Source organism: Flavitalea flava (genome assembly GCF_054461575.1).
In genome coordinates this window covers 58,064-82,937 of sequence record NZ_JBTLQH010000016.1, presented here as the reverse complement: position 1 = coordinate 82,937, position 24,874 = coordinate 58,064, and the positions used below count along the sequence as shown (strand labels likewise).

19 protein-coding genes and 1 pseudogene are annotated in these 24,874 nt (G+C 43.4%); 10 read left to right on the top strand and 10 right to left on the bottom strand.

What is annotated here, in order from left to right; translation table 11 throughout:
- Nucleotides 1-88 precede the first annotated feature (88 nt).
- On the top strand, nucleotides 89-466 hold the full coding sequence (locus ACX0G9_RS15655) for a winged helix-turn-helix transcriptional regulator (RefSeq protein WP_459065869.1): 378 nt from the start codon (nucleotides 89-91) through the stop codon (nucleotides 464-466).
- A 53-nt stretch (nucleotides 467-519) separates the two neighbouring features.
- Here ACX0G9_RS15655 and ACX0G9_RS15650 read toward each other — a convergent pair whose 3' ends face one another.
- A complete protein-coding gene (locus tag ACX0G9_RS15650; protein ID WP_459065868.1) occupies nucleotides 520-1,674 on the bottom strand; it encodes a DUF1624 domain-containing protein in 1,155 nt (384 codons plus the stop codon).
- A gap of 126 nt (nucleotides 1,675-1,800) precedes the next feature.
- Nucleotides 1,801-2,328 carry a YcxB family protein gene (locus ACX0G9_RS15645; protein WP_459065867.1) on the bottom strand — a complete coding sequence of 176 codons (528 nt, stop codon included), beginning with the start codon at nucleotides 2,326-2,328 and terminating at the stop codon, nucleotides 1,801-1,803.
- Between the two features lie 261 nt (nucleotides 2,329-2,589).
- On the opposite strand from ACX0G9_RS15645, the gene ACX0G9_RS15640 reads away from it, so the two are divergent.
- Nucleotides 2,590-3,348 carry a T9SS type A sorting domain-containing protein gene (locus tag ACX0G9_RS15640; RefSeq protein ID WP_459065866.1) on the top strand — a complete coding sequence of 253 codons (759 nt, stop codon included), beginning with the start codon at nucleotides 2,590-2,592 and terminating at the stop codon, nucleotides 3,346-3,348.
- 30 nt (nucleotides 3,349-3,378) lie between these two features.
- On the opposite strand, the gene ACX0G9_RS15635 is transcribed toward ACX0G9_RS15640, so the two are convergent.
- From ACX0G9_RS15635 to ACX0G9_RS15620, 4 genes are all read right to left on the bottom strand, one after another.
- Complete coding sequence (locus ACX0G9_RS15635) at nucleotides 3,379-5,751, bottom strand: ABC transporter permease (RefSeq protein ID WP_459065865.1); 2,373 nt, start codon at nucleotides 5,749-5,751, stop codon at nucleotides 3,379-3,381.
- Between the two features lie 524 nt (nucleotides 5,752-6,275).
- Nucleotides 6,276-7,442 (bottom strand): carboxypeptidase-like regulatory domain-containing protein, encoded by a 1,167-nt coding sequence (locus ACX0G9_RS15630; protein ID WP_459065864.1) that lies wholly within the window; start codon nucleotides 7,440-7,442, stop codon nucleotides 6,276-6,278.
- Nucleotides 7,443-7,552: 110 nt separating this feature from the next.
- Nucleotides 7,553-8,059: a VOC family protein gene (locus ACX0G9_RS15625; RefSeq protein ID WP_459065863.1), complete on the bottom strand. Its 507-nt coding sequence runs from the start codon at nucleotides 8,057-8,059 to the stop codon at nucleotides 7,553-7,555.
- A 58-nt stretch (nucleotides 8,060-8,117) separates the two neighbouring features.
- Nucleotides 8,118-8,858 carry a DUF6597 domain-containing transcriptional factor gene (locus ACX0G9_RS15620; RefSeq protein WP_459065862.1) on the bottom strand — a complete coding sequence of 247 codons (741 nt, stop codon included), beginning with the start codon at nucleotides 8,856-8,858 and terminating at the stop codon, nucleotides 8,118-8,120.
- A gap of 462 nt (nucleotides 8,859-9,320) precedes the next feature.
- On the opposite strand from ACX0G9_RS15620, the gene ACX0G9_RS15615 reads away from it, so the two are divergent.
- The 3 genes from ACX0G9_RS15615 (at nucleotide 9,321) to ACX0G9_RS15605 (ending at nucleotide 10,952) form a co-directional block, all read left to right on the top strand.
- Nucleotides 9,321-9,965 (top strand): Crp/Fnr family transcriptional regulator, encoded by a 645-nt coding sequence (locus ACX0G9_RS15615; protein WP_459065861.1) that lies wholly within the window; start codon nucleotides 9,321-9,323, stop codon nucleotides 9,963-9,965.
- 104 nt (nucleotides 9,966-10,069) lie between these two features.
- The gene (locus ACX0G9_RS15610) at nucleotides 10,070-10,735 is read left to right on the top strand and encodes a peroxiredoxin (RefSeq protein WP_459065860.1); all 666 of its coding nucleotides are present in this window, start codon (nucleotides 10,070-10,072) and stop codon (nucleotides 10,733-10,735) included.
- Between the two features lie 7 nt (nucleotides 10,736-10,742).
- Nucleotides 10,743-10,952, top strand: a complete 210-nt coding sequence (locus tag ACX0G9_RS15605) for a hypothetical protein (RefSeq protein WP_459065859.1) — start codon at nucleotides 10,743-10,745, stop codon at nucleotides 10,950-10,952.
- Nucleotides 10,953-11,050: 98 nt separating this feature from the next.
- Here ACX0G9_RS15605 and ACX0G9_RS15600 read toward each other — a convergent pair whose 3' ends face one another.
- The 4 genes from ACX0G9_RS15600 to ACX0G9_RS15585 all read right to left on the bottom strand — a co-directional run bounded on the left by ACX0G9_RS15600 (nucleotide 11,051) and on the right by ACX0G9_RS15585 (nucleotide 18,326).
- On the bottom strand, nucleotides 11,051-12,751 hold the full coding sequence (locus tag ACX0G9_RS15600; RefSeq protein WP_459065858.1) for a RagB/SusD family nutrient uptake outer membrane protein: 1,701 nt from the start codon (nucleotides 12,749-12,751) through the stop codon (nucleotides 11,051-11,053).
- A 14-nt stretch (nucleotides 12,752-12,765) separates the two neighbouring features.
- Entirely contained in the window at nucleotides 12,766-16,146 is a 3,381-nt protein-coding gene (locus ACX0G9_RS15595; RefSeq protein WP_459065857.1) for a TonB-dependent receptor, read from the bottom strand.
- A gap of 209 nt (nucleotides 16,147-16,355) precedes the next feature.
- Entirely contained in the window at nucleotides 16,356-17,552 is a 1,197-nt protein-coding gene (locus tag ACX0G9_RS15590; protein ID WP_459065856.1) for a FecR family protein, read from the bottom strand.
- A gap of 162 nt (nucleotides 17,553-17,714) precedes the next feature.
- Nucleotides 17,715-18,326, bottom strand: coding sequence for an RNA polymerase sigma factor (locus ACX0G9_RS15585; protein WP_459065855.1), 612 nt, complete (start codon nucleotides 18,324-18,326; stop codon nucleotides 17,715-17,717).
- Nucleotides 18,327-18,678: 352 nt separating this feature from the next.
- On the opposite strand from ACX0G9_RS15585, the gene ACX0G9_RS15580 reads away from it, so the two are divergent.
- From ACX0G9_RS15580 to ACX0G9_RS15560, 5 genes and pseudogenes are all read left to right on the top strand, one after another.
- A complete protein-coding gene (locus ACX0G9_RS15580) occupies nucleotides 18,679-18,840 on the top strand; it encodes a transposase (protein ID WP_459065854.1) in 162 nt (53 codons plus the stop codon).
- Between the two features lie 120 nt (nucleotides 18,841-18,960).
- A pseudogene (locus ACX0G9_RS15575) lies at nucleotides 18,961-19,848 on the top strand (IS3 family transposase); the annotation flags it as partial.
- 12 nt (nucleotides 19,849-19,860) lie between these two features.
- Nucleotides 19,861-20,019, top strand: a complete 159-nt coding sequence (locus tag ACX0G9_RS15570) for a hypothetical protein (RefSeq protein WP_459065853.1) — start codon at nucleotides 19,861-19,863, stop codon at nucleotides 20,017-20,019.
- Nucleotides 20,020-20,401: 382 nt separating this feature from the next.
- Nucleotides 20,402-24,028 (top strand): gliding motility-associated C-terminal domain-containing protein, encoded by a 3,627-nt coding sequence (locus ACX0G9_RS15565; RefSeq protein ID WP_459065852.1) that lies wholly within the window; start codon nucleotides 20,402-20,404, stop codon nucleotides 24,026-24,028.
- A 130-nt stretch (nucleotides 24,029-24,158) separates the two neighbouring features.
- Nucleotides 24,159-24,755 (top strand): energy transducer TonB, encoded by a 597-nt coding sequence (locus ACX0G9_RS15560; protein WP_459065851.1) that lies wholly within the window; start codon nucleotides 24,159-24,161, stop codon nucleotides 24,753-24,755.
- Nucleotides 24,756-24,874: the final 119 nt, after the last annotated feature.

Genomic DNA, 24,874 nt, shown 5'->3' with positions numbered 1-24,874 from the left:
ATTTTCTTTCAAAACTAAATCCAATACTATAAATTTACAAGTAGTATAAAGAAACTGTATTAGTTAAAAAAACTATAGTAATTTGAAAATGAATGATATAAAAAATAAAAAAAGAAAAGAAATTCTTTGTCCGGTGGAATATGCGGTGAGTTTATTGAGCGGGAAATACAAATGGCGTATACTTTATGCGCTGATCAAAGAAAGCCCTAAGCGGTTTAAAGTCCTGGAAAGAGAAGTAACCGGTATTTCGCCCACCATGCTGACAACGCAGTTACGTGAACTGGAAGCCGATGGACTTGTTAGCAGAGAGGTCTTCGCAACTGTGCCACCAACCGTAGAATATAAGTTGACCGATTTTGGATGGACTATTCTTCCTATGATGGAAGAGATAAAGAAATGGGGGCTTCAGCACAGGAACCGCACGAGCCAAAAGGAGGCTGATCCTCTCCTGACTAAGGGGCTTTGATCTTCGATAGGAAATTGCTCTGCTACAATCGATTTCGAGGAAATAGGGTAATTCTAAAGATACCGCAGCCACTTGTTATCCCGGTGGTTCGTCTTATAAAGTCCATAACTCCGGCACAAAGGGTACATCATCATTACTACACCTAACCATACCAGGTAAACTGCTGGTAATCCTATACCTGCAGGTTCCTCAGGTTTACCCATACCAAAGAGCAGGTCCTTTGGATGAAATCCCTGCAAAAAAAGCATGAGGAACATGATGGAGTGAATAATATATAAATGTAACAGGAAATAGAAAAGTGGAGTCTTTCCATAAACCGATACGACTTGTGTGAAATTATTATTTTTCCCCTCACAAAGAAATAAAACCAGAAATAGAATACCCAGCGTTACCAGGGTAAATAGAAGGGAAGGAGGATACTTGCTGATATTCATAAAAGACAGAAACGTAAAAACCGAATCTTTCTGGACAAACCAAGGGGAAGGGTCCCCATAAATATTGGCTAAGCGAAGTAAAATGAAAAGCGCGATTGAGGTAATCCCTATACGAAGGAATATTTTTTTCCGGACCTCAACCGGGTATTCAAAAATCTGGCCGCAGGCAAAACCAACCAGCATTATTCCCAGCCAGGGCAAGACGGGATAGCGGATAATGAAGAGCAGGTGAGGACTTAGCTTAAAAACGCCAGATCCCATTAATAAGGACCCAATAAATTTTATTACGGGATTGGATGGTAACATGGTCATCGAAAAAAGGTCATGACCGAAAATAATGATTAACCCGGCTATCCCCAATATCCTGGGAGAGAATTTATTAAGGAGCGAGAGGATGATAAAGCCAACCCCAATGGTGCCTATTACTTCGAAAATCAATGTACGGAATTGGATATCCATCCAAATGGCAAAGTTGACAAGGGTGAGCTCCAGGATGATCAGCCATACCCCCCTTTTACATAAGAAGTTCCTGTTTTCCCGGGTATCGGATCGGCTTTTTAAAGAGAGCCAAGCGGACAATCCGGACAGAAATACAAAAATTGGTGCACATAGATGCGTAACCCAGCGTGTAAAAAAAAGGATTGGCGTCGTCGTCGACAGATCTGTCGGGTTATGTGTGGTGGCATCGATATACAAGTAGTCCCTTGTATGGTCAAGTGTCATAATGATCATCACCATTCCCCGGGTAAAGTCAATAGAATAGATTCGTTTCATCCGACATTTTTATCTGATTATAATACTTATTGAAAATAATACTTACCGGCGACCTTTCCAATTGATATTAAGGCTAATGGTGGAATAAACTCTGCGGCAGTTAGTATGGAGGCGATCTTACAATAATTATCGACGGGCTGTAGGACGAGTCGGCGACCCAAGTTGCTCCTCGAGTAAGCTAAGGAAGCGTTCTTCTTCTTCCTTTGTTTCAAAGACCCGTTTCGGTAGGACTATGGCTTTATATCGCGTTAAGAAGAACAGGAAGCAAGTTTTCGTTTCACGGCAATCCAAGGACCGCCAGGGATGGGCGCTATCTCCGGTATTATTGGAGATCGTCAACCCCCAGAAGTTAAATTGATAAACCAGATGAGTGAAATTCGCGGGGTGGATATAATAATTGAAGGCGGCGGCTAAATAGATCGCAAGCAGGAAGATGAAGAAGAATATAGCTAGTGGTATTAGATAATTTAACAGGGAAGCCCAGTCGAAGGTCCTATCGGAAGTGAGGACTAATTCGAGCACGATAGCTGCCCCGATTCCGATTAGTGGGATCAGCAGCGTAGATTTGCGTATGACCCGGCGGGTGACTACATAATAATTAGCGCTGAAAAGTTCGTTGAGACGAAGACGGAAGGAGATAATGATTGGGGCCATATAAGTCTGTTTGGATATATGAGGCCCAAGTTACTAAATGTTCTATCTTCTTGCAAGAAGGATGCGCGGTTAATTCCGATATATACTGGGAAGGCAATAAACGGGAGCGGGACAACCGTCGCCTCCCCTGCCAGCTTGGGAATTATTAAAGTGACTGCTACAACACATTTTTATCTAAGGTATTTCAGGAATGGGGCCGTTGGTTCGGTAGCAACGGGTGTTCTTAAAAGTACATCGGGGGCCACCTTTAAATTAACAGGTTTGACAATTTATCCGGGTAATGCGGGTAATTCACAAACGATGACGCTGACAGCCTTTAAAGCAGGAACCATGGTTACGGGTTCTACAATAACAATCAATTACGTGGCGCCTGCTCATGAAACAGCATTAACCTCTACCAACTTTGGCAGTAATTATGATAATATCGATGAGATTCGTGCGACTACTACTTTACCACAGGGCTTTGATCTGACCAATATAACAACGACGGCTCCTTCTCTTCCCCTGCCAGTGCACCTTATCAGCTTTACCGGGCAGAATACCGCTTCTGGCCAGGTGCTGCATTGGAAAGTAGAGAATGAAGTGAGCTTCAGCCATTATACGATAGAAGAAGGCGTCGACGGTGCCAGCTATACCGATATGGGCAAGGTGCCTGCCACAGGTAAAAGCGATTATACCTTTACAAGTACCTACATGGGGCTCCACAACTATTACCGATTAAAGTTGGTGGATATTGACGGCTTCTTCTCGTTCAGCAAAGTATTAATGCTTGAAGGAATACTTGCCCGCCAGGAAATGCTGGTTTATCCAAATCCTGCCGTCAGCCAGATCAACATAAACAGCCCCGCCCGTCTTCTCAGCATTTCAGTCAGTAGTACCTCGGGAATGGAGCTAATAAGACAAATACCGCCTGATGGTCATCAGGCTACCCTTTTCATCGGCGCGTTGCCGCCAGGAATTTATCTGATTGGAGTAAGAACAACAGAAGGCCTTACGGTGCGAAAGGTCAGCAAGTTATAAGCCATCCGCATTGAAAAGAATGCCGGCTACTCATTGGTCATTTAAACTGTCCTTCGGATTAGCCGTTGCAGCCTTAATTGATTGGTAGCTTACTGTCGTCACAGTTATAGCCAGAGTACCGATACCGGTGGCAAGGAAGATCCACCAGGATATAGCGGTACGATACTCATAATTTTGCAGCCAGTTGTACATAAAAAGGTATACAATGGGCGAGGCGATTAGCAGAGAAACTATTATCAGCACAACAAAATCTTTCAGCAACAGTCCCCATAGATTGAATACGGATGCCCCCAACACTTTTCGAACGCCGATCTCCTTTCTTCGCTGTTCTGCAGTGAAGGATGCCAGCCCGAACAATCCCAGGCAGGAGATAAAGATCGCCAGTACGGTGAACACCATGGCCAGTTTGCCGATCTGCACTTCATTATCGAATTTCCGGGCATATTCTTCATCTGCAAACTGATATTCAAATGCGCCTGGACTGAACCGTTTGATCACGGGCTCGAGCCTGGCGATCGCATTATGCAAGGAGCCCGTTGGCCGAAGTTTTATTAAGAGAATATTGTTCTCTTTATAGGTCATGTAAAAAATTGTTGGATTCGGGTGGGTATAGGGTGATTGTGTGATCATGTCTTTCACTACGCCCAGGATCTTATGATCTTTCCCACTGAAGCGAATCGATTCTCCGATGGGGTGTTGCATTCCGGTGAGTCTGGCTGTTTCTTCATTGATAATGATCATGGACGAGTCCGAGGAAAAATCCCTTGAAAAATCCCTTCCCTCTTTTAATTGCCACCCAACAGCCTTGCCATAATCGTGTGTTGCGCCTACGGTACCGATGAGGGATGCCACATTGGGATCTTTCCCTTTCCACGAAAAATCCTTATCAAGCCTGATATTTTCAGTAGTAGTGAATGAGGATTCAGCTATTTCTGTCACCATGCCCGTCTGTATCAGCTCATCCCGCAGCCTGTTGTATGGAGCGCTGTTGAGTTCAGGTGTATTCATATTTATGGTAAGGAGTCCATCTCGTTGATAGCCTGTGGGTCTATCCTTCGCGTACTGTATTTGACGGTAAACGATGATCGTCCCGATCATAAGCACGATGGTTACTGTAAACTGGATCACTAACAATATCTTCCGGGGCAATGCGGAACTGGGACCGGCTGCAAAGCCCCCTTTTAACACTTTGATCGGTTGGAAAGCTGACAGGTAAAAGGAGGGGTAGCTGCCAGCGAAGAGTCCGGTAAGGAGGGAAGCCAGCAGGATCAATGCCCAGAAAACGAGGCTTGTATAAGGGACTAACACCTGTTTATGCGATATTTCATTGAAAAATGGTAAGGACAGTTGGGCGATTCCTATGGCTATTACGAATGCTATAAAACTTGTAAGTATGGCTTCACTGAAAAATTGTGCCATTAACTGCCAACGTGTAGAACCGATGGCTTTACGTATGCCTACTTCTTTGGCTCTAATGGTACTGCTGGCGGTAGTCAGGTTCATGAAGTTAATGCAGGCAAGCACTAGTATAAACACTCCAATTATCGAAAACAGCCATACCAGTTTAAGCCGACCCCCATAAGCTTTACCTTCCCGAAACTCATTATACAGGTGCCACCTGCTCATCGGGTGCAAGAAGATCTCTTCGTTGCCATCTTTAATAAAAGGTTTGGCAATATCCCTGATCTTTGCATTGGCTTTAGCCAGGTCGACGCCCTCATTTAGTTCAACGAACAATTTCCAGAAACGTGCATCCCATAGTGTCGTATTCTCTTTTAGCCAGGGAAGTACGGTCAGTGCCTTATTCCAGGGGAGGAAGATTGTTGTATTGTGAAAGGTGGTATTTTCGGGGAGGTCTTCGAATACCCCGCCCACTTTGAGCACGACCGAATTGTCCAGGGTAATAGCCTTGTTCGTCGCATCTTCCTTCCCGAAAAGGGCTGTTGCCAGGGATTGGCTGATCAGTGCAGACGAAGCATCTTTCAATGCATTCCGCTGACCACTGATCATTTTGAAAGTCAGGATCTCTGGCAATTCGGGGTCTGCCCAGGTACCGGGAGCCGAAACCTGTTTGTCGCCGACAGCTAGTGAGTGGGTGTAAGTGGGGAAGGCAAGAGCGACATGTTTGAAATCATCGCGGTACCTGGTCCGTATGGCGTCAGCCAGCGGAATGGCTATTGCTTCGCTGGTGCTGGCGTTTCCGTTGAACGTTTGAACATCCATGGCCTGAGCAATACGTTTAAAGCGTTCATGGTAATGGTCGAAGGACAACTCATTCCAGATCCAAAGGCCTATCAGGAGGGCAACGGACATGCCTATGCCGAGGCCTGCAATATTTATAAAGGTATTAGTTTTGTGTTTTAACAGGTTCCGCCAGGCCGAACGTATAAAATTTCTAAACATAAACTGATTTTAAGGAAAGGTTGAACGGTTAATCTGCCATTATCTAATACTAAATTTATGTAAAATACCGCATGAATGAATGCCCTTAAATAGGTTCCAAAAGTTCCCAATTACTTTTCGTCCGGGCTTTTTGTTGCAAAATCCCAATCCTTCGTTGGGGATCCTCGATAAAGCGTTGCTGCCCTATTGAATTTTATGGTAAAAAGGCCGCATGGGCTATTTTTTGTAAAGTTCAATTTTTCGTCCTTCCGGATCCGCAACAATAGCCATAATGCCCCATTCCGTGATCTCTGGAGTCTGGTAAAAGGTGACAGAGCGCAACTTCAATTCCTGAATAACAGGCCTAATAATGTATAGAATTGGGCTAGTTGTTCTGGTATTGCGGATCGGATGACAAGTAGGGTGAGGTTCATTGCCTGAAGTTACAATATCTCTTTCGGCCTGATTTTAAGGAAGAGTAAATATTTTCGGGCTCCCTCGTTGGCATTAAAGATAATTACTACAGTTCTACTTTGATAATGACGCTAGAATTGCGCATTGATGTTATAATCCCGGGGCAGGAGATTGGATATATTCTGGGTTATACTCCAGTTTTGGAGACAAAGGACTTCGGTTTGGGGATAATAACTTCCATTTTCGTCTATAGCAATGGCCTGTTGATACATTAACCGGATAGAAGACTCCATATAGGCAATTCCTCTTTTCGGATTTCCATAAATCACGGTGCAATCTTCGTTAAAGAACATTACCCGGGTCTGATCTTTCTGAATGGTTAGTAATCCGTTCGGATCGTTGACGGTTTGGAGGTAATAATCGGGTTCCCGCAACACTTCCCAATAATGATGAAGGGTATCTATGGGAATAGAATCCGTTGGGGTAATATTGAGGTGATAGATCTCTTTTACTCTTTTCTTTTCGAGGTTGGGCACCGGAATCTTGTATTTTACAATAAACCCATCTTCCCTTAGTTTACTATTATAGAGGCTGCGCATGAAATGCATCATGGAGCCCAAATAGGCTAGTTGGCGATTAGTCTCCCATTTTTTCTTTTTGAAATCATCATCCGCACGCATATCCCTAAAAAGAGGATAGCCATAATAGGAAACGATTTGGGAGGCAAAATCACAGACGAAGCGTTCGAGCCGGTATTCCAATTCATAACCAAGGGCTTTGTTTTCTATGAGCAGGGGCTCAATGGCAGTCACGGAAAGCCTGTTACTTTTGAGTGAAAAATGAAATCGTAAAACGTTCTTGTTTTTTATCGTACAATAAGAGGCATTCCCGGTCGTACCGATAAAATATTGAAGGAAAGTCCTTCCATATTTACTCCACCCATCCTTCAGGTACGGTTCTACCGTTACCGCTGCTAACTCGTCAGCTGCCGTATACAGAGATATTTTTAAAGAAGGGGGAAGATTATGACTGTTAATCTCCGTTACATAGGTAGCATAGCCGATAGTAGAAACGATGAGTTGGTACCGCCCCTGAGGGAATCCCTGCAAAACGAAACTGCCGTCGTTTCGACTTACCGTTCCTCTGGAGGTGCCGTTGAGAAATACACTGACTCCTGCCAGAGGTTTGCCATTGGAAGAGTCCTTTATGACCCCCGTTAGTAAAGTGGTTTGCGCCCCGGCAATAATACAGGATAGAGAGAACCATAGCGTTATAAGGAGCGGCAATACTTTTTTCATTCGCATTAAATACCTGGTAAAGATGATCCGGCCAAAGATAACGGATTATTGGAAGGGTTCAAAAGCCATGATCATCCAGCAAATGTTATTGTAATGTTAGCCCCTTAAAATTAATCAATCGGTATCATTTGTGGATTCCAGGCCACCTCCCACAAATGCCCATCTGGATCCTGAAAATAACCAGCATAGCCGCCCCAAAATGTTTCCCTTGCCTTTTTGGATATTTTTGCGCCGGCCAATTTTGCTAATTCCATTACCGAGTCGACTTCCTCTTTGTTATTGACATTATAGCCGATAGAAAGCTCGGTCGGACATGGAGCGGTTTTGGAAATCCCAGCATCCCAAGCCAAATCTTTTCGTGGCCAGAGTGCGAGTTTCATACCTTGTTGCAAATCAAAAAATGCGACTGCCCCATGTTCAAATTCTCTGCCGATAATTCCCTTGGTTGGTAAGCCCAGCCCATCATGATAAAATTTATACGACCTTTCTAAATCATCAACACCTAAGGTCAGAACGGTTATACGTGGTTTCATCCTACTATTTGTTTTATGATTAGAATAATTGTATGATAATGTTGTAATCAAGGCTAATGAGCCAAAAAATAATTTTGTGTTCATTTTTTGATTACAAACCTACAAATGTCTTTTCATTCCTATTTTGGAAAAAAACGACAATTTACATTTCGGATGGAGTAGAACCCGTGTGTTTCCTGATTTCATTGGATAAATGGGCGTGATCGTAATACCCGCTATCACAGGCAATGTCCTGCAAGCTTTTTTTTGGATGGTTATTCCTGATTTTTTCAAGGACGAACTGATACCGAACGAAATTAATATATTCTTTTGGACTGATACCTATATAAAGTTTGAAATTCCTTTCAAGCTGCCGTAAGCTTATAAAATGTTTTTTGGCCAAAGCCTCTACTGTTACAAGGCCTTTTAATTTGTTTATATCAGCAACAACTGCATTGAGCAACTGTATGGGATAGGATGGGGATAGTTTGTCTAAAAAAAAACGATTTAAGCAACTGGCCAAATCTCTGCTATCTTCATTGATTTCAGGAGCTGCTTTTTTTTCAAATTCAACAGTCTTATCTACTATTTGATGCAGGAAAGAATGGTTATAGAAAAATAAAAAGGCTCCTGGTTTAAATCGGATACCTATAAGGTTTGTATCCCCCGACCGTATAATTTCCTTGTATCGTGTCATTGTACCCACTAAATAAGCCTGCTGATTCTTCATCAAAAAGCTCCCGTTGTCCGTCTTGAAATCTTCGCCCAGATTAAGAATAATATCAATACATCCGTCGGGCATAATTTTTTCTGCTGCAGCAATTGTAGATTTTCCGGTTATTGTCCAGTAAGCATCAATATATGGTGCCAAATCGCGGTGGGGTAAAACTTGCCGGTATCGCATGTTATTTGAAGTTAACTTCTTCAGTTTTGAATATAATGTGTTTATATGCAGTAAGTTATGAATAAATTCAGATAGTGCAAAAAATGCACATACTGAAAATTGAACTGTTGCAGAAAATGCAACAGTTCAATTCGAGAATGCGTTAACCCGGGTGAACTGTTCGGAATTTCCGAACAGTTCACAGTCTTACTCAGGCAAAATTCTAAGTACGGAGGAAAAAATCCAACTGTCAAGGATTCCTTGATAGTTGAACTATCTTGAATCTAAGTAGTTTAAGTAATTGAATGTCAAATACTTATGTAATTTCCTGCTTAAGCGAACCTGAATGGCCTGAAGAATTAGCCAATTTTGCAGTATCAGGGAAGTTGATAAAAGACTTTGTTTAGTGGAATGAGTTTCCAATCCTACCATTTGTACCTTTGCCACATTGTATATCCTTTCACCCCTATTTATACCCAAAAAATGATCAGTCAACCCCCGGACTATTTAAATAAATTCTCTGCTTTTTTCGAACCTTCTTTTCTTGCTGAATTGGAAGAAAAATCCATGCTCATGGAAGTAAAAAGCGGCGATACCATGCTCAACATTGGACAGGTAATAAGGGCAGTTCCAATCCTGGTTAGTGGTACTGTTAAAGTAAGCCGGATTAATGACGAAGGCCAGGAATTACTATTGTATTATGTGAAAGAAGGAGAAAGCTGTGCTATGACATTTAACTGTTGCATGCTGTCCCAAACAAGTGTAATAAAAGGAGTTGCCGAAGAAGATAGTGTTTTGCTTTGTATTCCTGTGGCGCTGATGGATGAATGGATGATGAAATATGCATCCTGGAAAAAGTATGTAATGACAACGATACTGAATCGATTTACTGAAATGATAAAATGTATAGATGAGGTTGCTTTTAAAAAAATGGACGAAAGACTGATCAACTACCTCAAAGAGAAGTCAAAGATTGCCGGATCCTCAGTCGTCAATCTTACCCATCAGCAAATCGGCGAAGAACTGGGTACCAACCGGGTGGTGATCTCAAGACTTCTGAAAAAGCTGGAGAATGATAAAAAATTGCTTATTTACAACAGGCAGATCAAGCTGCTCAAAGATTTGTAACAATAGTTACAAGTCTTTGTAACTATTGTTACAGGAATTGCCCTCCATTCTGATGCATATTTGTAGTATAAATAATTTATTATAACATTTAAACTACAAGTATCATGAGTCTCCGCTTAAACGACATCGCACCGGATTTTCAGGCAGAAACAACCCAGGGCCTCATCCATTTTCATGAATGGATCAGGGAGGGATGGGCAATGTTGTTTTCACATCCAAAAGATTTTACACCCGTCTGCACTACTGAATTAGGGTATATGGCAAGAATTGAACCCGAGTTTGCAAAACGGAACTGTAAAATCATCGGTCTAAGCGTTGACCCTGTAGAAACTCATCTGAAATGGGAAAAAGACATTGAAGAAACGCAGGGAGCCGCAGTAAACTACCCTATGATCGGTGATACGAATTTAGCCATTGCGAAATTGTATGATATGCTGCCAGCTGAAGAGCCCGGCAATTCCGAAGGGAGGACTGCAGCTACCAATCAAACGGTACGTTCTGTTTTTGTCGTTGGCCCAGATAAAAAAATAAAACTGCAACTCACTTATCCAATGACCACAGGCCGCAACTTCCATGAAATTTTGCGTGTGTTGGATTCTATTCAGTTGACTGCTGCTCATAAAGTAGCTACCCCCGTGAATTGGAAGGATGGTGAAGAGGTAATTATTGTCCCGTCAGTTTCTGATGCCGAGGCAAAAGAAAAATACCCTGAAGGCTGGAAAAGAATCAAACCTTATCTCCGCCTTATTCCTCAGCCCACTAAAAAATAAATTATTTATGAAAGCCTCTGCATCAATGCGGTTATGGTTCGCCATTATGGGGGCCATTTTATGGGCAGGCATTTATTTTACCGGTTTTTCAAAGGTAAACTGGCTGGTTTATTTGCCTGCCGCAGGTCTTGTCTTTGCAGGCATCAGTGGGGTTTGCCCAAGCCAAATGCTTCTTTTTAAAATTTTCCCAGGTAAGAATAAGAAGGACTTCAAATAACAATCTTAAGAATACTTAAACTAAAAGGCTTGAGACGGGTGGAATACCGAGCTCAAGCCTTTTTATCAAATTTTAAAAAGTCTAACCTTTTCTTCCTTCTACCAGTTCAAATTCTGCTTCAATATCGGGCTTACGTCGATATCGCTCTGAGGGATGGGGAAATAATAATCTCTGTTGGCTTTGAAAACGCGCAGGTCGCCGACGGTGATATTGCTGCCTGTGAAGGTTAATGCACCTGTATTGGGATCAACACTTCCCGGGCGGACACCGTATACGGAGCCGTTCATTTTGTTTTCCGTTGTTTTCCAGCGTTTCAAATCATACCATCTGAGACCTTCGAAAGCCAATTCAACGCGGCGTTCATGACGAACCTGGTTACGCATAGTGGTTTGGTCCGTGGCAGTGATAGGAGGCATGTTAACGCCCGGTCTTTGCCTTACCTGGTTGATCAGACTGGCTGCTTCCCCTAAATTCTGGTTTAATTCGATCAACGCTTCTGCTCGGGTAAGCAATACCTCGGGATAGCGCATGACTATAAAATTCAGGCCTTGCACGTCGCTTCCCGGATCATGCAGCAGGTCGGCCAACGGAGCGCAGTATTTGCGCAGGCAATAGCCTGTCTTGGATCTGTTGCCATTGCTGGAATTATAGAATTCGTCACCGCCTGCGGAGGAAATGGAATTGAAAAACCGGCCATTCCAGCTCATGCCCGGATAGATGATCGAATTGGATAAGCGGGGGTCCCTGTTGGCATAGGGGTTGTTCGGATCATAGGAGGGGTCGTTATTAATCATCAGACCATTGGTTGTTTCAAACTCGTCTACCAGGTCCTGTGTAGGACTCACGGAGTTCCAGCCGCCTTCATTCAGGGTATATAGGGCGCTCAGATCGGAACCATAATTGGGATAGGAATAGGCTACTTCCAACATTACTTCCTTCTGCCTGTTGGCGGTTCCCTGGTTTTTTTCCCAGAATAAACCTTCGTAGTCAGGTGACAGCCCATATTGACCACCGGTAATAATGGCCTGTGCATCTGCGGCTGCGGCGCCGTAGTAGGTCGCTGCAGCACCTGCATCGGCACCGCCTTTTTCGGTGACGCCGTCTGTCAAACCGTTAGATTTGACACTGGCATAAAATAGCTCCAAACGTGCTTTTAACAATAAGGCTGCTCCCTTGGTTGCACGCGCTGCATCCGTATTGTCAACGGTGTTGGGGAGAATACTCGCAACATCGGCCAATTCACTCAGACAAAAGGCGACAACGGAGTCCCCGGAACTTCTGGGGATTTTTAACTCATCGCCATAATTGAGTACCGTGGTAACGAGGGGAACGCCGCCCCAGAACATGTATTTGCGGGTATAGTCAAACGCTCTTAAGAAGCGGATTTCCGCTTTCCATTGTGCTTTCAGCGTATTGTCCATAGTGACATTATCAATGTTGGCCAGGAAAAAATTATAGCTTTGAATGGCCTTATAAGGGAAATAATTGCGATATAAATCCGCATATTTTCCGGTTAAGGAAGGCGTTGCGGTACCCAAGGCAATGAAAAAAGTCAATTGGTTGGTGAAACCGCAATAGGCATTGTCCGTAATGTCATCGATAAAGAAATTATTACCTCCTTCAAACTGACCGCCCATATTGGTCAGGGCATAACATGCTGACAGGTTGCTGAAGGCAGCTGCCTGGGAGGTGAAGAAGGTTTTGGAGGAATAAGCATCGACAGGGTTCTGCTCCAGCTTCTTGGTACAAGAAGATACGATCAATGTGAGCAACCCAATGTATATATATATCTTTTTCATTATTCTCGAAGTTTTTAGAATGAAACATTTATGCCCATCGTGTATATTTTCAGCAAAGGATAGCCGCCCGTTGCACTGCCGATCTCTGGATCGATGCCCAGTGATTTTGGCAAGGCAGAAAGTGTAAACAGATTTTGGCCTGATACGTATACCCTCAGATTTTTCACATGTAATTTGCTGGCAGCGGCTCTTTGCAAGTCATAATAAAATTGAAGGTTTTTTAACCGGACATAGGAGCTGTTAAACAGGAAAAGGTCGGATGGATAGGTATTATTGATGGTGTTGGAGATGGACACTCGGGGCAGGCGGGTGTTATAATTGTTGGGATCAACTGTCGGATTGTAAGAATGGTCAATCGTCCATTTGGTGATTCCATATCCGCTGTTGAAACCATATCCGACGCTTGCCCCCAAATATTTGTAGAAATTAGCGGCGCCTTGCAGGAAGCCTGCAATACCAAAACCTTTGTAGTTAAAGTCCAGGTTCAAACCAAATAATTGTTTAGGTGTGCTGCTTTTGTTGATCGTGACCTCATCGGAAGCCTTGATTACTCCATCACCAGAGATATCCTTTATTCTTTGGTCTCCCCATTTTTGACCCGGTAAGATAGGATCTTTCGATTTTTGAGTAGTATACTCGGATTGGGTCAGGAACCCATCATTGAGATAAAGATAATAGGCATTCAAGGGAGAGCCCACGGTATTTTTGTACACACCACTGAATGAGGGTAGGTTTTGACCGCCTAAATCAAGAATTTTGTTGACGAGGTAGGTATAGTTGCCATTCACAGAATAGGAGAAGCCTTTGCTGTTCTGATGCGAATAGCCCAGTGAGACCTCAATACCACGATTTCTTAATTTACCGATATTGGCTACATAGTTCGCTCCGCCATTGACGTCTGACACTTGCTGTGTCATCAACATTTTACTGGTCGTCTTATTAAAATAATTGATGCTGTAGGTAAAGCGTGGATCCAGCACAGATCCTTCAATAGCCACATCCGTTATAGCCGTTTTTTCCCAGGTGGTGATATTATTGGGCGTTTGGATGATGGAAAGGGCACTATATATGGTGCCATCGAAAACAGACGCGTAGTTGAGACCTAAATTCGGCGCATAAATATTGCCTACAATGGATTTATCACGGTAGTAGAGCGTATTGTTGTCGGATCCTGGCAGATTCGAGTTTCCGAGGGTACCATAGCTTGCCCTGAGTTTGAATTCAGGTAAGGTGCTCTTCAACGGTTTCCAGAATGATTCTTCGGATGCACGCCATCCGGCCGAAACGGAGGGGAAGAAACCCCATCTGTTATTCGGGCTGAGTCTGGAAGAACCGTCCTTCCTGGCGTTGAATTCAAACAGGTACTTCCGGTCGTAGTCATAGTTGAACCGGCCAAACACACCTAACAAGGCCCATGTATAGTTGGTGCTGGTATTGGTCTGGGAGGAAGGATCACCCAATTGCAAACTATTGGAACTATTGTTAATAAAATTGCTTCTCGAGCTTGTATCAGCAGTATAGGAGTGTATTTCCTGCTGGCCACCTACGATGGCACTAAAATGATGCTGTTGGATATCCTTGGAATAGGAGAGGTCCAATTGCTGCATATTATGGGCATCCAGGGAGTTGGACATCCTGGAATAGTTCGGTCCGGTTGTCGTACCATTATACCAGGCCAATGTGTTCTGGAAAAGGTTGCCGTTGTTGAAATTGTAGCTGAGACCCGTGGTGTATTTGATGGTAAGGTCTTTTAAAATGCTGTAAGCGAGATTCAGATTGAGCAGGATATTGTAGTTCTCAGGGGTATTGTATCCGCCTTCTGCTGCCTGGCGAACAGGATTTCGGGTATCATTCGTGGAGGTGATATTCCAGCTGCCGTCATACCGCTGGATGGAATCGACAGGCCGTTGTCTGTTGATGGCGCTGATGATGGATCCCAGATCGCCTACAGCCTTGGAAGAAGGCTCATGTCTGCTGTCGTGGATCAGGCCTACTGATAAATTCGCATCGAACTTGCCCCATTTCAATTGGTTATTGGAACGGATGGAATAGCGCTGGTAATTGGTATTGGCAACATTTCCGTGTTGCTGTAAATAGCCGAATGAAAAGATGGTTCTGAACGTAACGTCTCCGTTGCTCAGTCCGCCGGCCATGCTTACATAATGGGATTGCGTAAGGCCATTGTTGCCATTAAAGAGTGATTTTCTCCAATCCGTGCTGGCTACCTGGCCGGATTTCCAGCCGTTAAGCTTAGTGGGAGTAAATATAATTTTAGTAGAATCGAAGTTCGTGTTGGAGGTCTTGATCAGGTCGTACATGGTAGCCTGATTAAAAGCATTGGCATAGTTGTAGGCATCGGCCTCCTGAAATAATTCTGTTGGTTTCTGCCAGCCTACATATCCGGAATAGGATACCGCCATTTTACCTGCCTTCGCTCTTTTGGTCGTTAAAATGATTACGCCGTTTGCCGCCCTCGCCCCATAGATGGATGAGGCCGCAGCGTCCTTTAATACGGATATGGATTCTATATCATTCGGATCGACCAAACTAATGGACCCTGGTACTCCGTCGATGATCATCAGCGGGCTCGTCCCGCTAAGCAGGGACCCTACGCCACGGATATTGATCGAGGGGGAGATACCGGGTTGACCCGAACTGGAAGTGATGTTTACGCCGGCAACCTGTCCCTGCAGGGCGGAGAGGGCATTATTAACTGGTTTGCCCTTCACGATATTGTCATCCACTTTGGTGACAGACTCAATCAGGGTTGATTTTAGTTTGGAACCAAAAGCGACAACGACTACTTCCTTGCTGTCCTGGAAAGATGGTTTTAAACCTACCGACACATAAGTAATCCCTTTTAGGGAAACTTCTTTGGTTACCATACCCGTGAACGATATGGTCAAGGAACCGGTTTTGTCTTCGACATTTAACGTAAATTCCCCTTTGTCGTCGGTCGTAGTGCCCGTTTGGGTTCCTTTTATGAAGACACTCGCGCCGGGAAGGGGCCTCCCATCTTCGTCTACTACTTTTCCTTTGATTACAATCGGAGCCGGAGCTTCGGCTGCCGACCCATTGGCACCGCCGACGGCGCCGGGAGCGGGCGTTTCTGTGACAACGATCGTGTTTTTGGAGATGGTATAACCAAAAGGGAGATTCCTGAAGCAAATTTTCAATGCCTCTTCCATAGGTGTATTCCTAACATTGATCGTAATCTTACCGGCTTTTTTCAGCAACTCATCTTCATAGAAGAATTTGTATCCCGTCTGTTGGTTAATGGACTTGAAAATCTTCTTTAACGAAGCACTTTTTTCGGTCAGTGTAACTGTTTGACCAAGTCCACTTGCCGATACCTGCAGACCGGCAGCAAGAAATAAAAAGAAGGTCAACTTCATGATTAACAGTAGTTTGGCGATTCTCGACCTTATCCTTGACGGATAGGTGCAATGAGGATTTAAATCCATAACTTTACTTAGTTTTGGGTCAATGAATAAATGTTCAAAAAAGCATTTTCCAATAAAGTTTGGCCCAGATTTTTGCCGTCTCGTCTCGTACACGGGGCGGTTTTTCTTTGGGGGCTTCCCTTTTTATTTATTTTTATTTATTATTTTTTCACGATAATCTTTTTTCCTTCTATTTCAAATTTTACGCCTGCCAATTCTATCATTTTTAAGATTTCAGAGACATTGTCCGTTCTGCTGAATATTCCCGAGAAATGTTTTTCGGTGTTTACACCATCGTAAACGACCTGAACATCATACCATCTTTCTATTTGATCCATGATGCTGTGCAGGGAAAGACTGTTGAAATTGAATACCCCGTCCTTCCAGGCAACAATCTCCCCGGCGTCAATATCCTGCTCAATGTTAATGTCGCTTGCTGCAGTTAATTGTGCCTGTTGACCAGGCTTCAGAACGGAAGAAGATGCGCTGTTTGATATTTTGACGCTACCTTCCAGCAACGTTACATTGACGTGTCCGGCTTTATTATAGGCATCAACATTAAAATGGGTGCCTATGACTTCGGTTTTGACGCCACCCGCTAAAACCGTAAATTTTTGAAAAGGGTTTTTCGCGACTTCAAAATAAGCTTCCCCCTTGACTTCCACGTTCCTGTCCTTATCTCCGAATGAAATCGGATATTTTAATGAACTTTCACAATCGAGCCAAACCCTGGTCCCATCTTGCAGGGTTAGATGGACGACTTTACTTCCTCTTGGGTTTACAAGGGTATTGTAGACCAATTTATCCGAATTCCCTTTGTATGACACTTGTCCGTCTTTGGACCGCGTTACGATTACATTGCCCTGCAAGGACAATGTTGACCTTTGCATACTATCCAGAGCTACCTTCTGCCCATTGTCCAGGACAATCATTGCTTTGTTGATTTCAGGGGCCTTTACGTCTTGTACATTGGCAAAATCTTCCTTAATTCTTCCTTCTATGGTTTTTTTAAAAAATATAAAATAACCGCCCGTGATCAGGATCAAAATAACGGACGCAGCGATTGCCAAAAATTTCCAGGCAAACAATTGTCGTTGTTTTGCAGCCGTTTCGGTTCCCCGGGTTTCAAGGGGCTGGCTCGAATCCAATATAGAACTCAGCATGGACAATGATTTTTGATCAGACAAATCATCAGACGGTAAAAGGCTGTGATAATAGTCTTCCAGGAGGATATTGATTTCCTCATTATGTTTCGAATCCAGGGCTATGTAGGCTAGTTCTTGTTTTTCCGCTTCGGTACATGTTTTAGATAGATATCTGTCCAATAAATAACTCAATCTTGGGGTCTTGCCATCCATATTTATAAGATTCCATTGATGTTGCAATAAGCTAACTTAAAGGCCAACTTAAATGATAAGTATGCAGGTATGACACATGGGGAAGAAAAAGGTAGTAGTAGAAAAGTGAAATTTCTTAAAAATAAATTAATAGGCCCCTGGTGAAAGAGATTGGAGGATTGTTTATAAGTGCAAAATAAGAATCGAAGCAACCACGATTAAGGCGATTACGACTTGAACCTGATAGGATTTGACCATTTCGCTTCGCAGACAATTGAGGGCGTTGGTTAGATGTTTCTTTACGGTAAAAAGGGAGATATTCAGCTGTTGGGCTATTTCTTCCTGTTTAAGGCCTTCTTCTCTGCTTAATTTAAAAACCTGCCTTTGCTGCGGTGTTAAGTGTCCCATTGCCGAATGGATAAACTCTTTAACTTCCCGCAATACGAGCTTATTATCTGTATTATCTATTTGAATGGAGAGTTTTTTTTCTAATTCTGCCAGGACAAGTGTTTCTTTGGCTTTCCGCCGGAATCCGTTGAGCGCCAGGTTATGGGTGGCTTTAAACAAATAGGCATTTATATTATCAATTTCCGGAAGTTTCTCTTTATTGAGCCATACTTTGAAGAAAACGTCATGCACGATATCTTCGGCCACCTCTTTTGATTCGGTTAGCCTTAATGCATAAGTATAGAGTTTACTCTTAAAGGCATAGAACAAGTCCTTAAAGGATTGTTCGTTCCCCCTTGAGATCTCTATAAGCAGTTCGTTTTCGTTCCTAATAAGTGCGTCAACCAAGGCTAACAAATTTTTTCTACTTCATTACCGGGCCGAGTCCTTTATGAACCCGGCACATTGGCCCTACCTGAGTTTCGCTCCGATCATATTTTTTTCCATTCCCTCCCAGGGATATAACTTTATCTTCAAAATATGACTTGAGCCAGGATTAACAACATGAAATTTCGTTAAAAGGTATTAAATGATTGCCAAAAAATGGTACGCAAACGGTTGCGTCATTTTATAGTTAACCGCACAAAATAACCATGGTTCAAAGCAAAAGAATCAGCGTAATAGCTGGTTATTAGTTAGTTAGGAAATTTGAGATGTATTAATTTATCCGGACAGTCAAGTTGCTTAAATTTGAGTAACAATGACTGGAAAGAGTACGAAAAAAACACGCCGCAAGTACGATGATTCGTTTAAAGAGGACGTCTTGAAAATGATTATGTCAGGCCGGCCGGTGTCTGAGGTATCCGAGGCCTTAGGTATCAGCGAAAATTTAATATATACCTGGAAAAAGAAGGCCCATTAAGGGTACATTGACTGGAAGCGGATTACCAAGTGGGTATAATGCCGATGCTGCCGCAGAGATTGACCGGCTCAGAGCGGAGCTTCGCCGAGCTGAGCAGGAGCGTGATATCTTAAAAAAAGCCTTGGTCGTCTTCAGCCGTGGGACTTAACGACGACCTATTGCTTCATAGATGAGCTGCGAACTGAGTATCCCATTCAATTGCTTTGTTCGGTATTAAGAATACGGCGAAGCTGTTATTACGCCTGGAAAGCAGGCCAAACCTATCAGATAAAAAATACGGACAAAGTGATAGAAAACGAAGTGATCTCCGTTTTTAAGGAGCATAAGCGTCGCTATGGTTCCAGGAGGATAGTTAAGGAGCTTTCTCACAGAGGGGTTGCTATAGGTCAATATAAAGCCAGGAAATTGCTTTCCCGTAATGGGTTAAGAGCGATCCAGCCAAGGTCATTTGTTCCCAAAACGACTGATAGCCGGCATACCTATCGCATTAGCCCCAACCTCTTGAAGGAAAGAAAAGCTCCAGGCAGCCGCAATGAGGTGTGGGTTGGAGATATCACTTATATCCCTATGGTGAATGGTAGCTTTTTGTATCTGTCGGTGTGGATGGACCTTTATTCCCGGAAAATTGTTGGCTGGGATCTCCAGGATCATATGCGAGAATCGCTGGTGATCGAATCGCTTCAAAAGGCATTACATGTCCGAAGATTGATCCAGCGATTGTTGCTACATTCTGATCGTGGAGGCCAATATGCAGGGAATGACTTTCGTAAAAAGCTGGCGAAGCATAATATTCTGCAGAGCATGAGCGATGCAGATAACCCCTATGACAACGCTTACATGGAATCCTTCTTTTCCCGCTTCAAAGCTGAAATGCTGGAAGGTGGCGCTTTCCAGACAGCAGAAGATGCCCGCAGTGAAATATTCGAATACATCGAGATGTACTACAATACCAAACGGCTTCATTCCTCAATAGGATATATGTCGCCAACTGATTTTGAAAATAAATAAATCGATAGTAATATGAACACAGTGAACAGTCCTCCAAAGAGCCTGAAACATAAACATGTCAAAGAACCATCATGCACCGATGGCCGGAAATATTCCTCGCAGGTTGCTCCTCAGCAGAGCCTGCTTCCGCTTCTTTCCGGCAAAACAAATGTAGCGAAACCGATCAAATAAAACAAATGATCAAGTCAATGAAATGCAGTACAGAAAAGGGCTGTGGCAGATTTTGTCTGGGGTTATTTTTTAAGAAAAAAAGAACCAAAAAAAGAAACAAAGGAATGGGCTTCGCCCATGAATCTTTTTTATTAGGTTTGCAGAGGTATTTGCATCAATGCATGTAATAAACTATAATTTAATCCCCTTATCAACTTCACTGTCCGGCAAGATCATCACACCTCAATTATCCTAATCGAAGTGGAAAGGATCAAACCGGCAGCCTATGCCAATAGAAATGAAATTATTTTGGGAAGGGTGATCGCATCGATAAAAGTTCATTTTTGCATTGCATTTGCATTATTTCGATGAAGTGTTTAATTTGTCCCCTATAAAAGCTTTCATGCGTGTATTATTACTGCTTATTATATATAATTTATTTTTTATCATTGCTCTGGCCCAAAAGAATGAAGCAAAAACGCCGCCCGGCTCCAATAATCCTGATGTACATGAAATAATTAAAAGAAATCGTCTTCAAACCATTACCCTTGATCCAGGACATCAAAAACCGCTTACCGGTACACGCACCCTGCCTGGCAGTCAAGCCCTGCATGGAACCAGGCTGGATGCCGCTGTCTTTGCGAATCCTGGAAAATTATCCGGTTACATACGACAACAGATAAAAACAGGGGGAGAGACGACGCTTAAACATCCAAATTCATTGAAGCCACGGGCGATTGTATCCAGTCATCCGGGACCTCTTACAACTGGCTGCAGTAACACGTCCTTTTTTAAAACTGTGGGCCTTACGAACAGTGTAATCTATGTGGGTAGTATTACTCAGACATCGGATGATGGGGTACTTATTTCAGGCCTGTTTTATGACAGTACAAGTGCTCATCCCAGCTGGAATGATAACGGATTTCTCGTTAAGTCGGATAAAGATGGCAATATACTTTGGTCCACCCTTTTTGAAGATCAAAATGCCGATCGGATCTATTATATAAATATTTACAAAATAAAGGAGCTTCAGAACGGGGACCTGATTGCTGCGGCTTATATGGACACGACCCAACAAGGCGGTGAACATCCGGTTACGACCATTTATCATCTCACCCCACAGGGAAATATAACATGGCATAGTGAGCTGAAATCAAACCTGCTGGCCAATCAGACTTTCAGCCAGTGGGTTTATGTCAATATCAACGGAATAAATGAGGGGCTTAATGGTGATCTTATCCTTTCAGGTACAAGTATCGGGGTGAATTCCGGAGCTCAAGCGGAAACGGTGATCCGGATGGATGCGACCGGTAAGTATTTATGGGACGTAGATTTTACGAATTATGGAAATTACAACTTAGGCGCTGAGGGTCTGAACGCATACCTGGATGGCGGTAACAATATTATTGCCATCGGGGTTTCGCATGGTAGCAGCCTGTCCGCACCTAATGCCATTAATTTTATTACGCTAGATTATGCTACCGGAAATGTTCTGGGTAAGCGTTTTTTTACCAACGATTATGCGAACGCTGCCGACCAGTTCAGTAAAGAATTTACCTATTATAACAGTTCCGCTATTCGCCTGACAAACGGGCATTTTTTGGTATACGGCATTCTCTTTTCGGCTTTCATGATGAACACGGATACAATAGACTATATCGGGGTGCTCGAATTCGATGCCAATTATTCGCTTGTCAATTCTTATACAATAAGCTCTCTGCTTCATACTATTTATTATAATAACACGGTTTATTTTGATAAAAACGCTATCGGATTTTTTTCCATACCAAATGCTGCTGGCCCTTCATCCGAGGATATCTTCTTTGCTTCTGTCAGGAATGATCAATTCGTAAGACAGCGGGTTGCACATATTGGCAATGGCATTGGCACCGGCTACCTTACCCGCGTCTGTTTCTTAGACGATGGTTCCTATTTCCTTGGCGATAGTTATTACGATCCTGCCAGGGGTTCTTATTTTTCGATGAAGAAAATGCATGATACGGATACTTCTTCATACTGCCTGGGTAAGGATACCTTATTCGCCATGAAACTACCCTTGCGAATGATAGAGAAACCGGATTATTATTACCTGGACAAGCCGGTTACCGGAAAAGTAGAACCGCTGAGTTATATGATCTCTACAGTGGGGATCGGTCATGCCGTGTTCAATCCTTGCCTGGAAAAAAGTTATTGCGAACTGGTTCAGATTCAGGGTCAACCGGTATTATGCGGGATAACCCAGCCTCAATTATTTACAGCCATTAGAAATGCCGGATGTGGTGCAACGGTGCAATGGAATATCGATACTGCCGTTGTTGGTAAGCTGACCGTTGTGAACGATTCTACAGTATCCATAGCCTTCAAAAATATCAACTGGCAGGGAAAACTATACGCGAACCTGCAGGCAGGAAGTTGTCAGACACCTATATCGGATTCTCTTGGAATGCATATCATCAGTGTTCCGAAGGCAGTCAATCTCGGCCCGGACACCAGCATTTGCACAGGCAATTCTATCATATTGCATGCAGGCCCTGCTTTTGCTGCCTACCTCTGGCAGGATGGCTCAACGGACTCCAATTACACAGTCAGTACAGCGGCAACCTATTCGGTAACCGCGACCGATTATTGCGGAAACAGGTCTAATTCCTCCATCAGGGTGGTTAAGGCCGATTTTCCATTTACCCTTGGCCCGACAATTACCAAATGCAATAATGATACGGTTGAGTTGAAAGCTACAGGTGGTTTTTCAAATTATCGATGGTCATCATCTTCTTTTGATGAGACAGGACCGGCAGATAGTATTGTCCATGTCAATCCTGATCAGAATACCGACTACAACGTCCAGGCGGAAAAATGGGTCGGTTGCCTTGTTCATTCCACTGTTCAGGTAAAGGTGGACCATTCTCCGGGTATAGACCTTGGGAAGGATACCAGTTTCTGCTTTGGCGGATACAAGAAATTGGATGCTGGGGGAAATTTTGAATCCTATTTATGGAGCACCGGACAGTTAGCAGAATGGATCATCGCGGAAAAACCAGGAATTTATACCATAAAAGCCACGGCTGCCAATGGATGTAAATCCTATGACACCCTGACAATTACGGACGTGTACCCATTGCCGGAATTCTCCCTGGGAAAGGGTCAGGACACTACGATCTGTGATAACCAGCCCCTGATGTATGACTTTCCCCGCAATGGCAACCAATACCAATGGAGTGATGGAAATCTGTCCTCTGGGAGGATGATCGGTCAGGCAGGAACCTATGGATTGACGGTGGTCAGTCCATATAATTGCAGCAGCAGCCACGCTATTACGGTGTTCATTAAACCGGCGCCAAAGTTCAACCTGGGCGCTGACACCACGATGTGTACAGGGAAGACTTTATTGCTTGAGGCTTCCAACAGTAATGCAAATGCTACCTATAGCTGGCAGGATGGTAGTAAATCTTCCGATTATATTGTCTCACGGGCAGGAATGTATTTCGTAGACGTGACCCTAAACGGTTGTACGGGAAACGATACTATTTCTATTAAGTATACCGGAGTACCGGAATTTTCTTTTGGAAAGGATACTGTCCTGTGTGAAGGGCAGGAATTTGTCCTTCATCCTTTATTTCCCTACCCCGTAAGTTATAAGTGGCAGGATGGCAGCAGCCAGGATTATTTTATCATCAGGGACACCGGCCGGTATAGCCTTTCGGCAGCCAATATTTGCGGTCAGGGTACCGCGGCCATATATGTAGCGCCAGGTCTTTGCAGGTTGGTAATGCCTTCTGCTTTTACGCCAAACCAGGATGGAAAGAATGACCTGTTCAGGGTGAAATATCCTTTTACAGTCAGTCAGTTCAATATGATCATTTACAACCGTTGGGGGCAACAGGTTTTTCATACACAAAATATCAATGAGGGGTGGAATGGGACCTTGAAAGGCGCTCCGCAACCTGCCGGCACTTACATCTGGTATATATCGCTCACCGACAGCCACCATGTTAACGAGACCGGGAAAGGAACTGTGTTATTGATCCGCTAGGAAGGTGTGAAAGCCCCAAAAATATAATATATTCAAAAGCTGGAATGGTGGCATTGTAGTTTTGAGACATCATATAAATATATTTTCACGACTATCTTCCTTTTTTGAATATTTTTTCTATTTTGGCTTCATGAAAACACCTTTCCTATTTTTACTGCTATCTTTATCGGTATCGGCTATCGCGCAAAATCAAGAATCCTTTTACGTCTTCGACGCCGATTGGAAACCCACAAAAATAGATTCTGCCCATTTCCTTCTCCATGTTCACCAAATGAATGACACCTGCTGGCGATGGGATTATTATAATTTTAGCGGCCCTTTGCTCAGAACCGAACAATACCGGGATAAGGACGCAAAGGAATTCGATGGAGTTTCTTATCATTACAATGAAAATGGGTGGCTGGATTCTACCTCATCCTATAAAAGAGGTAAAAAAAATGGTGATTTTGTGAAGATGAGCGGAGACAGTTTGAAATGGCAAACCAGGTACGTGTACCGGGATGATTCGCTCATCGAAGTGGTGGATTGCAACAAGCCCAACAAAGATTCGGCAGTCAGATATAAAGATGAAAAGGAATCTGAATATCCGGGAGGAGCAGGGAAATGGCTCCGGTATTTAAATAAAAATTTAAAATACCCGGAAAGAGCCATTAGTTGGAATATTGACGGCGAAGTTCGGATATGGTTTATCGTTAATAAGGATGGCGGCGTCGAACAGCCTTATTAACGATCTATTGAATATTCTTTGGACGAAGAATCCCTTAGGATCATCCGGCAATCAGGAAAATGGATCCCCTCCTTTCAGAACGGTAGGATTGTTAAAGCCTACAAATTACAGCCCATTCG

Excerpts from the sequence above, each read along its gene's own strand:
- ACX0G9_RS15655 (WP_459065869.1), top strand. The coding sequence starts at position 89 with ATGAATGATATAAAAAATAAAAAAAGAAAAGAAATTCTTTGTCCGGTG.
- ACX0G9_RS15650 (WP_459065868.1), bottom strand. The coding sequence starts at position 1,674 with ATGAAACGAATCTATTCTATTGACTTTACCCGGGGAATGGTGATGATC.
- ACX0G9_RS15645 (WP_459065867.1), bottom strand. The coding sequence starts at position 2,328 with ATGGCCCCAATCATTATCTCCTTCCGTCTTCGTCTCAACGAACTTTTC.
- ACX0G9_RS15635 (WP_459065865.1), bottom strand. The coding sequence starts at position 5,751 with ATGTTTAGAAATTTTATACGTTCGGCCTGGCGGAACCTGTTAAAACAC.
- ACX0G9_RS15630 (WP_459065864.1), bottom strand. The coding sequence starts at position 7,442 with ATGAAAAAAGTATTGCCGCTCCTTATAACGCTATGGTTCTCTCTATCC.
- ACX0G9_RS15625 (WP_459065863.1), bottom strand. The coding sequence starts at position 8,059 with ATGAACACAAAATTATTTTTTGGCTCATTAGCCTTGATTACAACATTA.
- ACX0G9_RS15620 (WP_459065862.1), bottom strand. The coding sequence starts at position 8,858 with ATGCGATACCGGCAAGTTTTACCCCACCGCGATTTGGCACCATATATT.
- ACX0G9_RS15615 (WP_459065861.1), top strand. The coding sequence starts at position 9,321 with ATGATCAGTCAACCCCCGGACTATTTAAATAAATTCTCTGCTTTTTTC.
- ACX0G9_RS15610 (WP_459065860.1), top strand. The coding sequence starts at position 10,070 with ATGAGTCTCCGCTTAAACGACATCGCACCGGATTTTCAGGCAGAAACA.
- ACX0G9_RS15605 (WP_459065859.1), top strand. The coding sequence starts at position 10,743 with ATGAAAGCCTCTGCATCAATGCGGTTATGGTTCGCCATTATGGGGGCC.
- ACX0G9_RS15600 (WP_459065858.1), bottom strand. The coding sequence starts at position 12,751 with ATGAAAAAGATATATATATACATTGGGTTGCTCACATTGATCGTATCT.
- ACX0G9_RS15595 (WP_459065857.1), bottom strand. The coding sequence starts at position 16,146 with ATGAAGTTGACCTTCTTTTTATTTCTTGCTGCCGGTCTGCAGGTATCG.
- ACX0G9_RS15590 (WP_459065856.1), bottom strand. The coding sequence starts at position 17,552 with ATGGATGGCAAGACCCCAAGATTGAGTTATTTATTGGACAGATATCTA.
- ACX0G9_RS15580 (WP_459065854.1), top strand. The coding sequence starts at position 18,679 with ATGACTGGAAAGAGTACGAAAAAAACACGCCGCAAGTACGATGATTCG.
- ACX0G9_RS15570 (WP_459065853.1), top strand. The coding sequence starts at position 19,861 with ATGAACACAGTGAACAGTCCTCCAAAGAGCCTGAAACATAAACATGTC.
- ACX0G9_RS15565 (WP_459065852.1), top strand. The coding sequence starts at position 20,402 with ATGCGTGTATTATTACTGCTTATTATATATAATTTATTTTTTATCATT.
- ACX0G9_RS15560 (WP_459065851.1), top strand. The coding sequence starts at position 24,159 with ATGAAAACACCTTTCCTATTTTTACTGCTATCTTTATCGGTATCGGCT.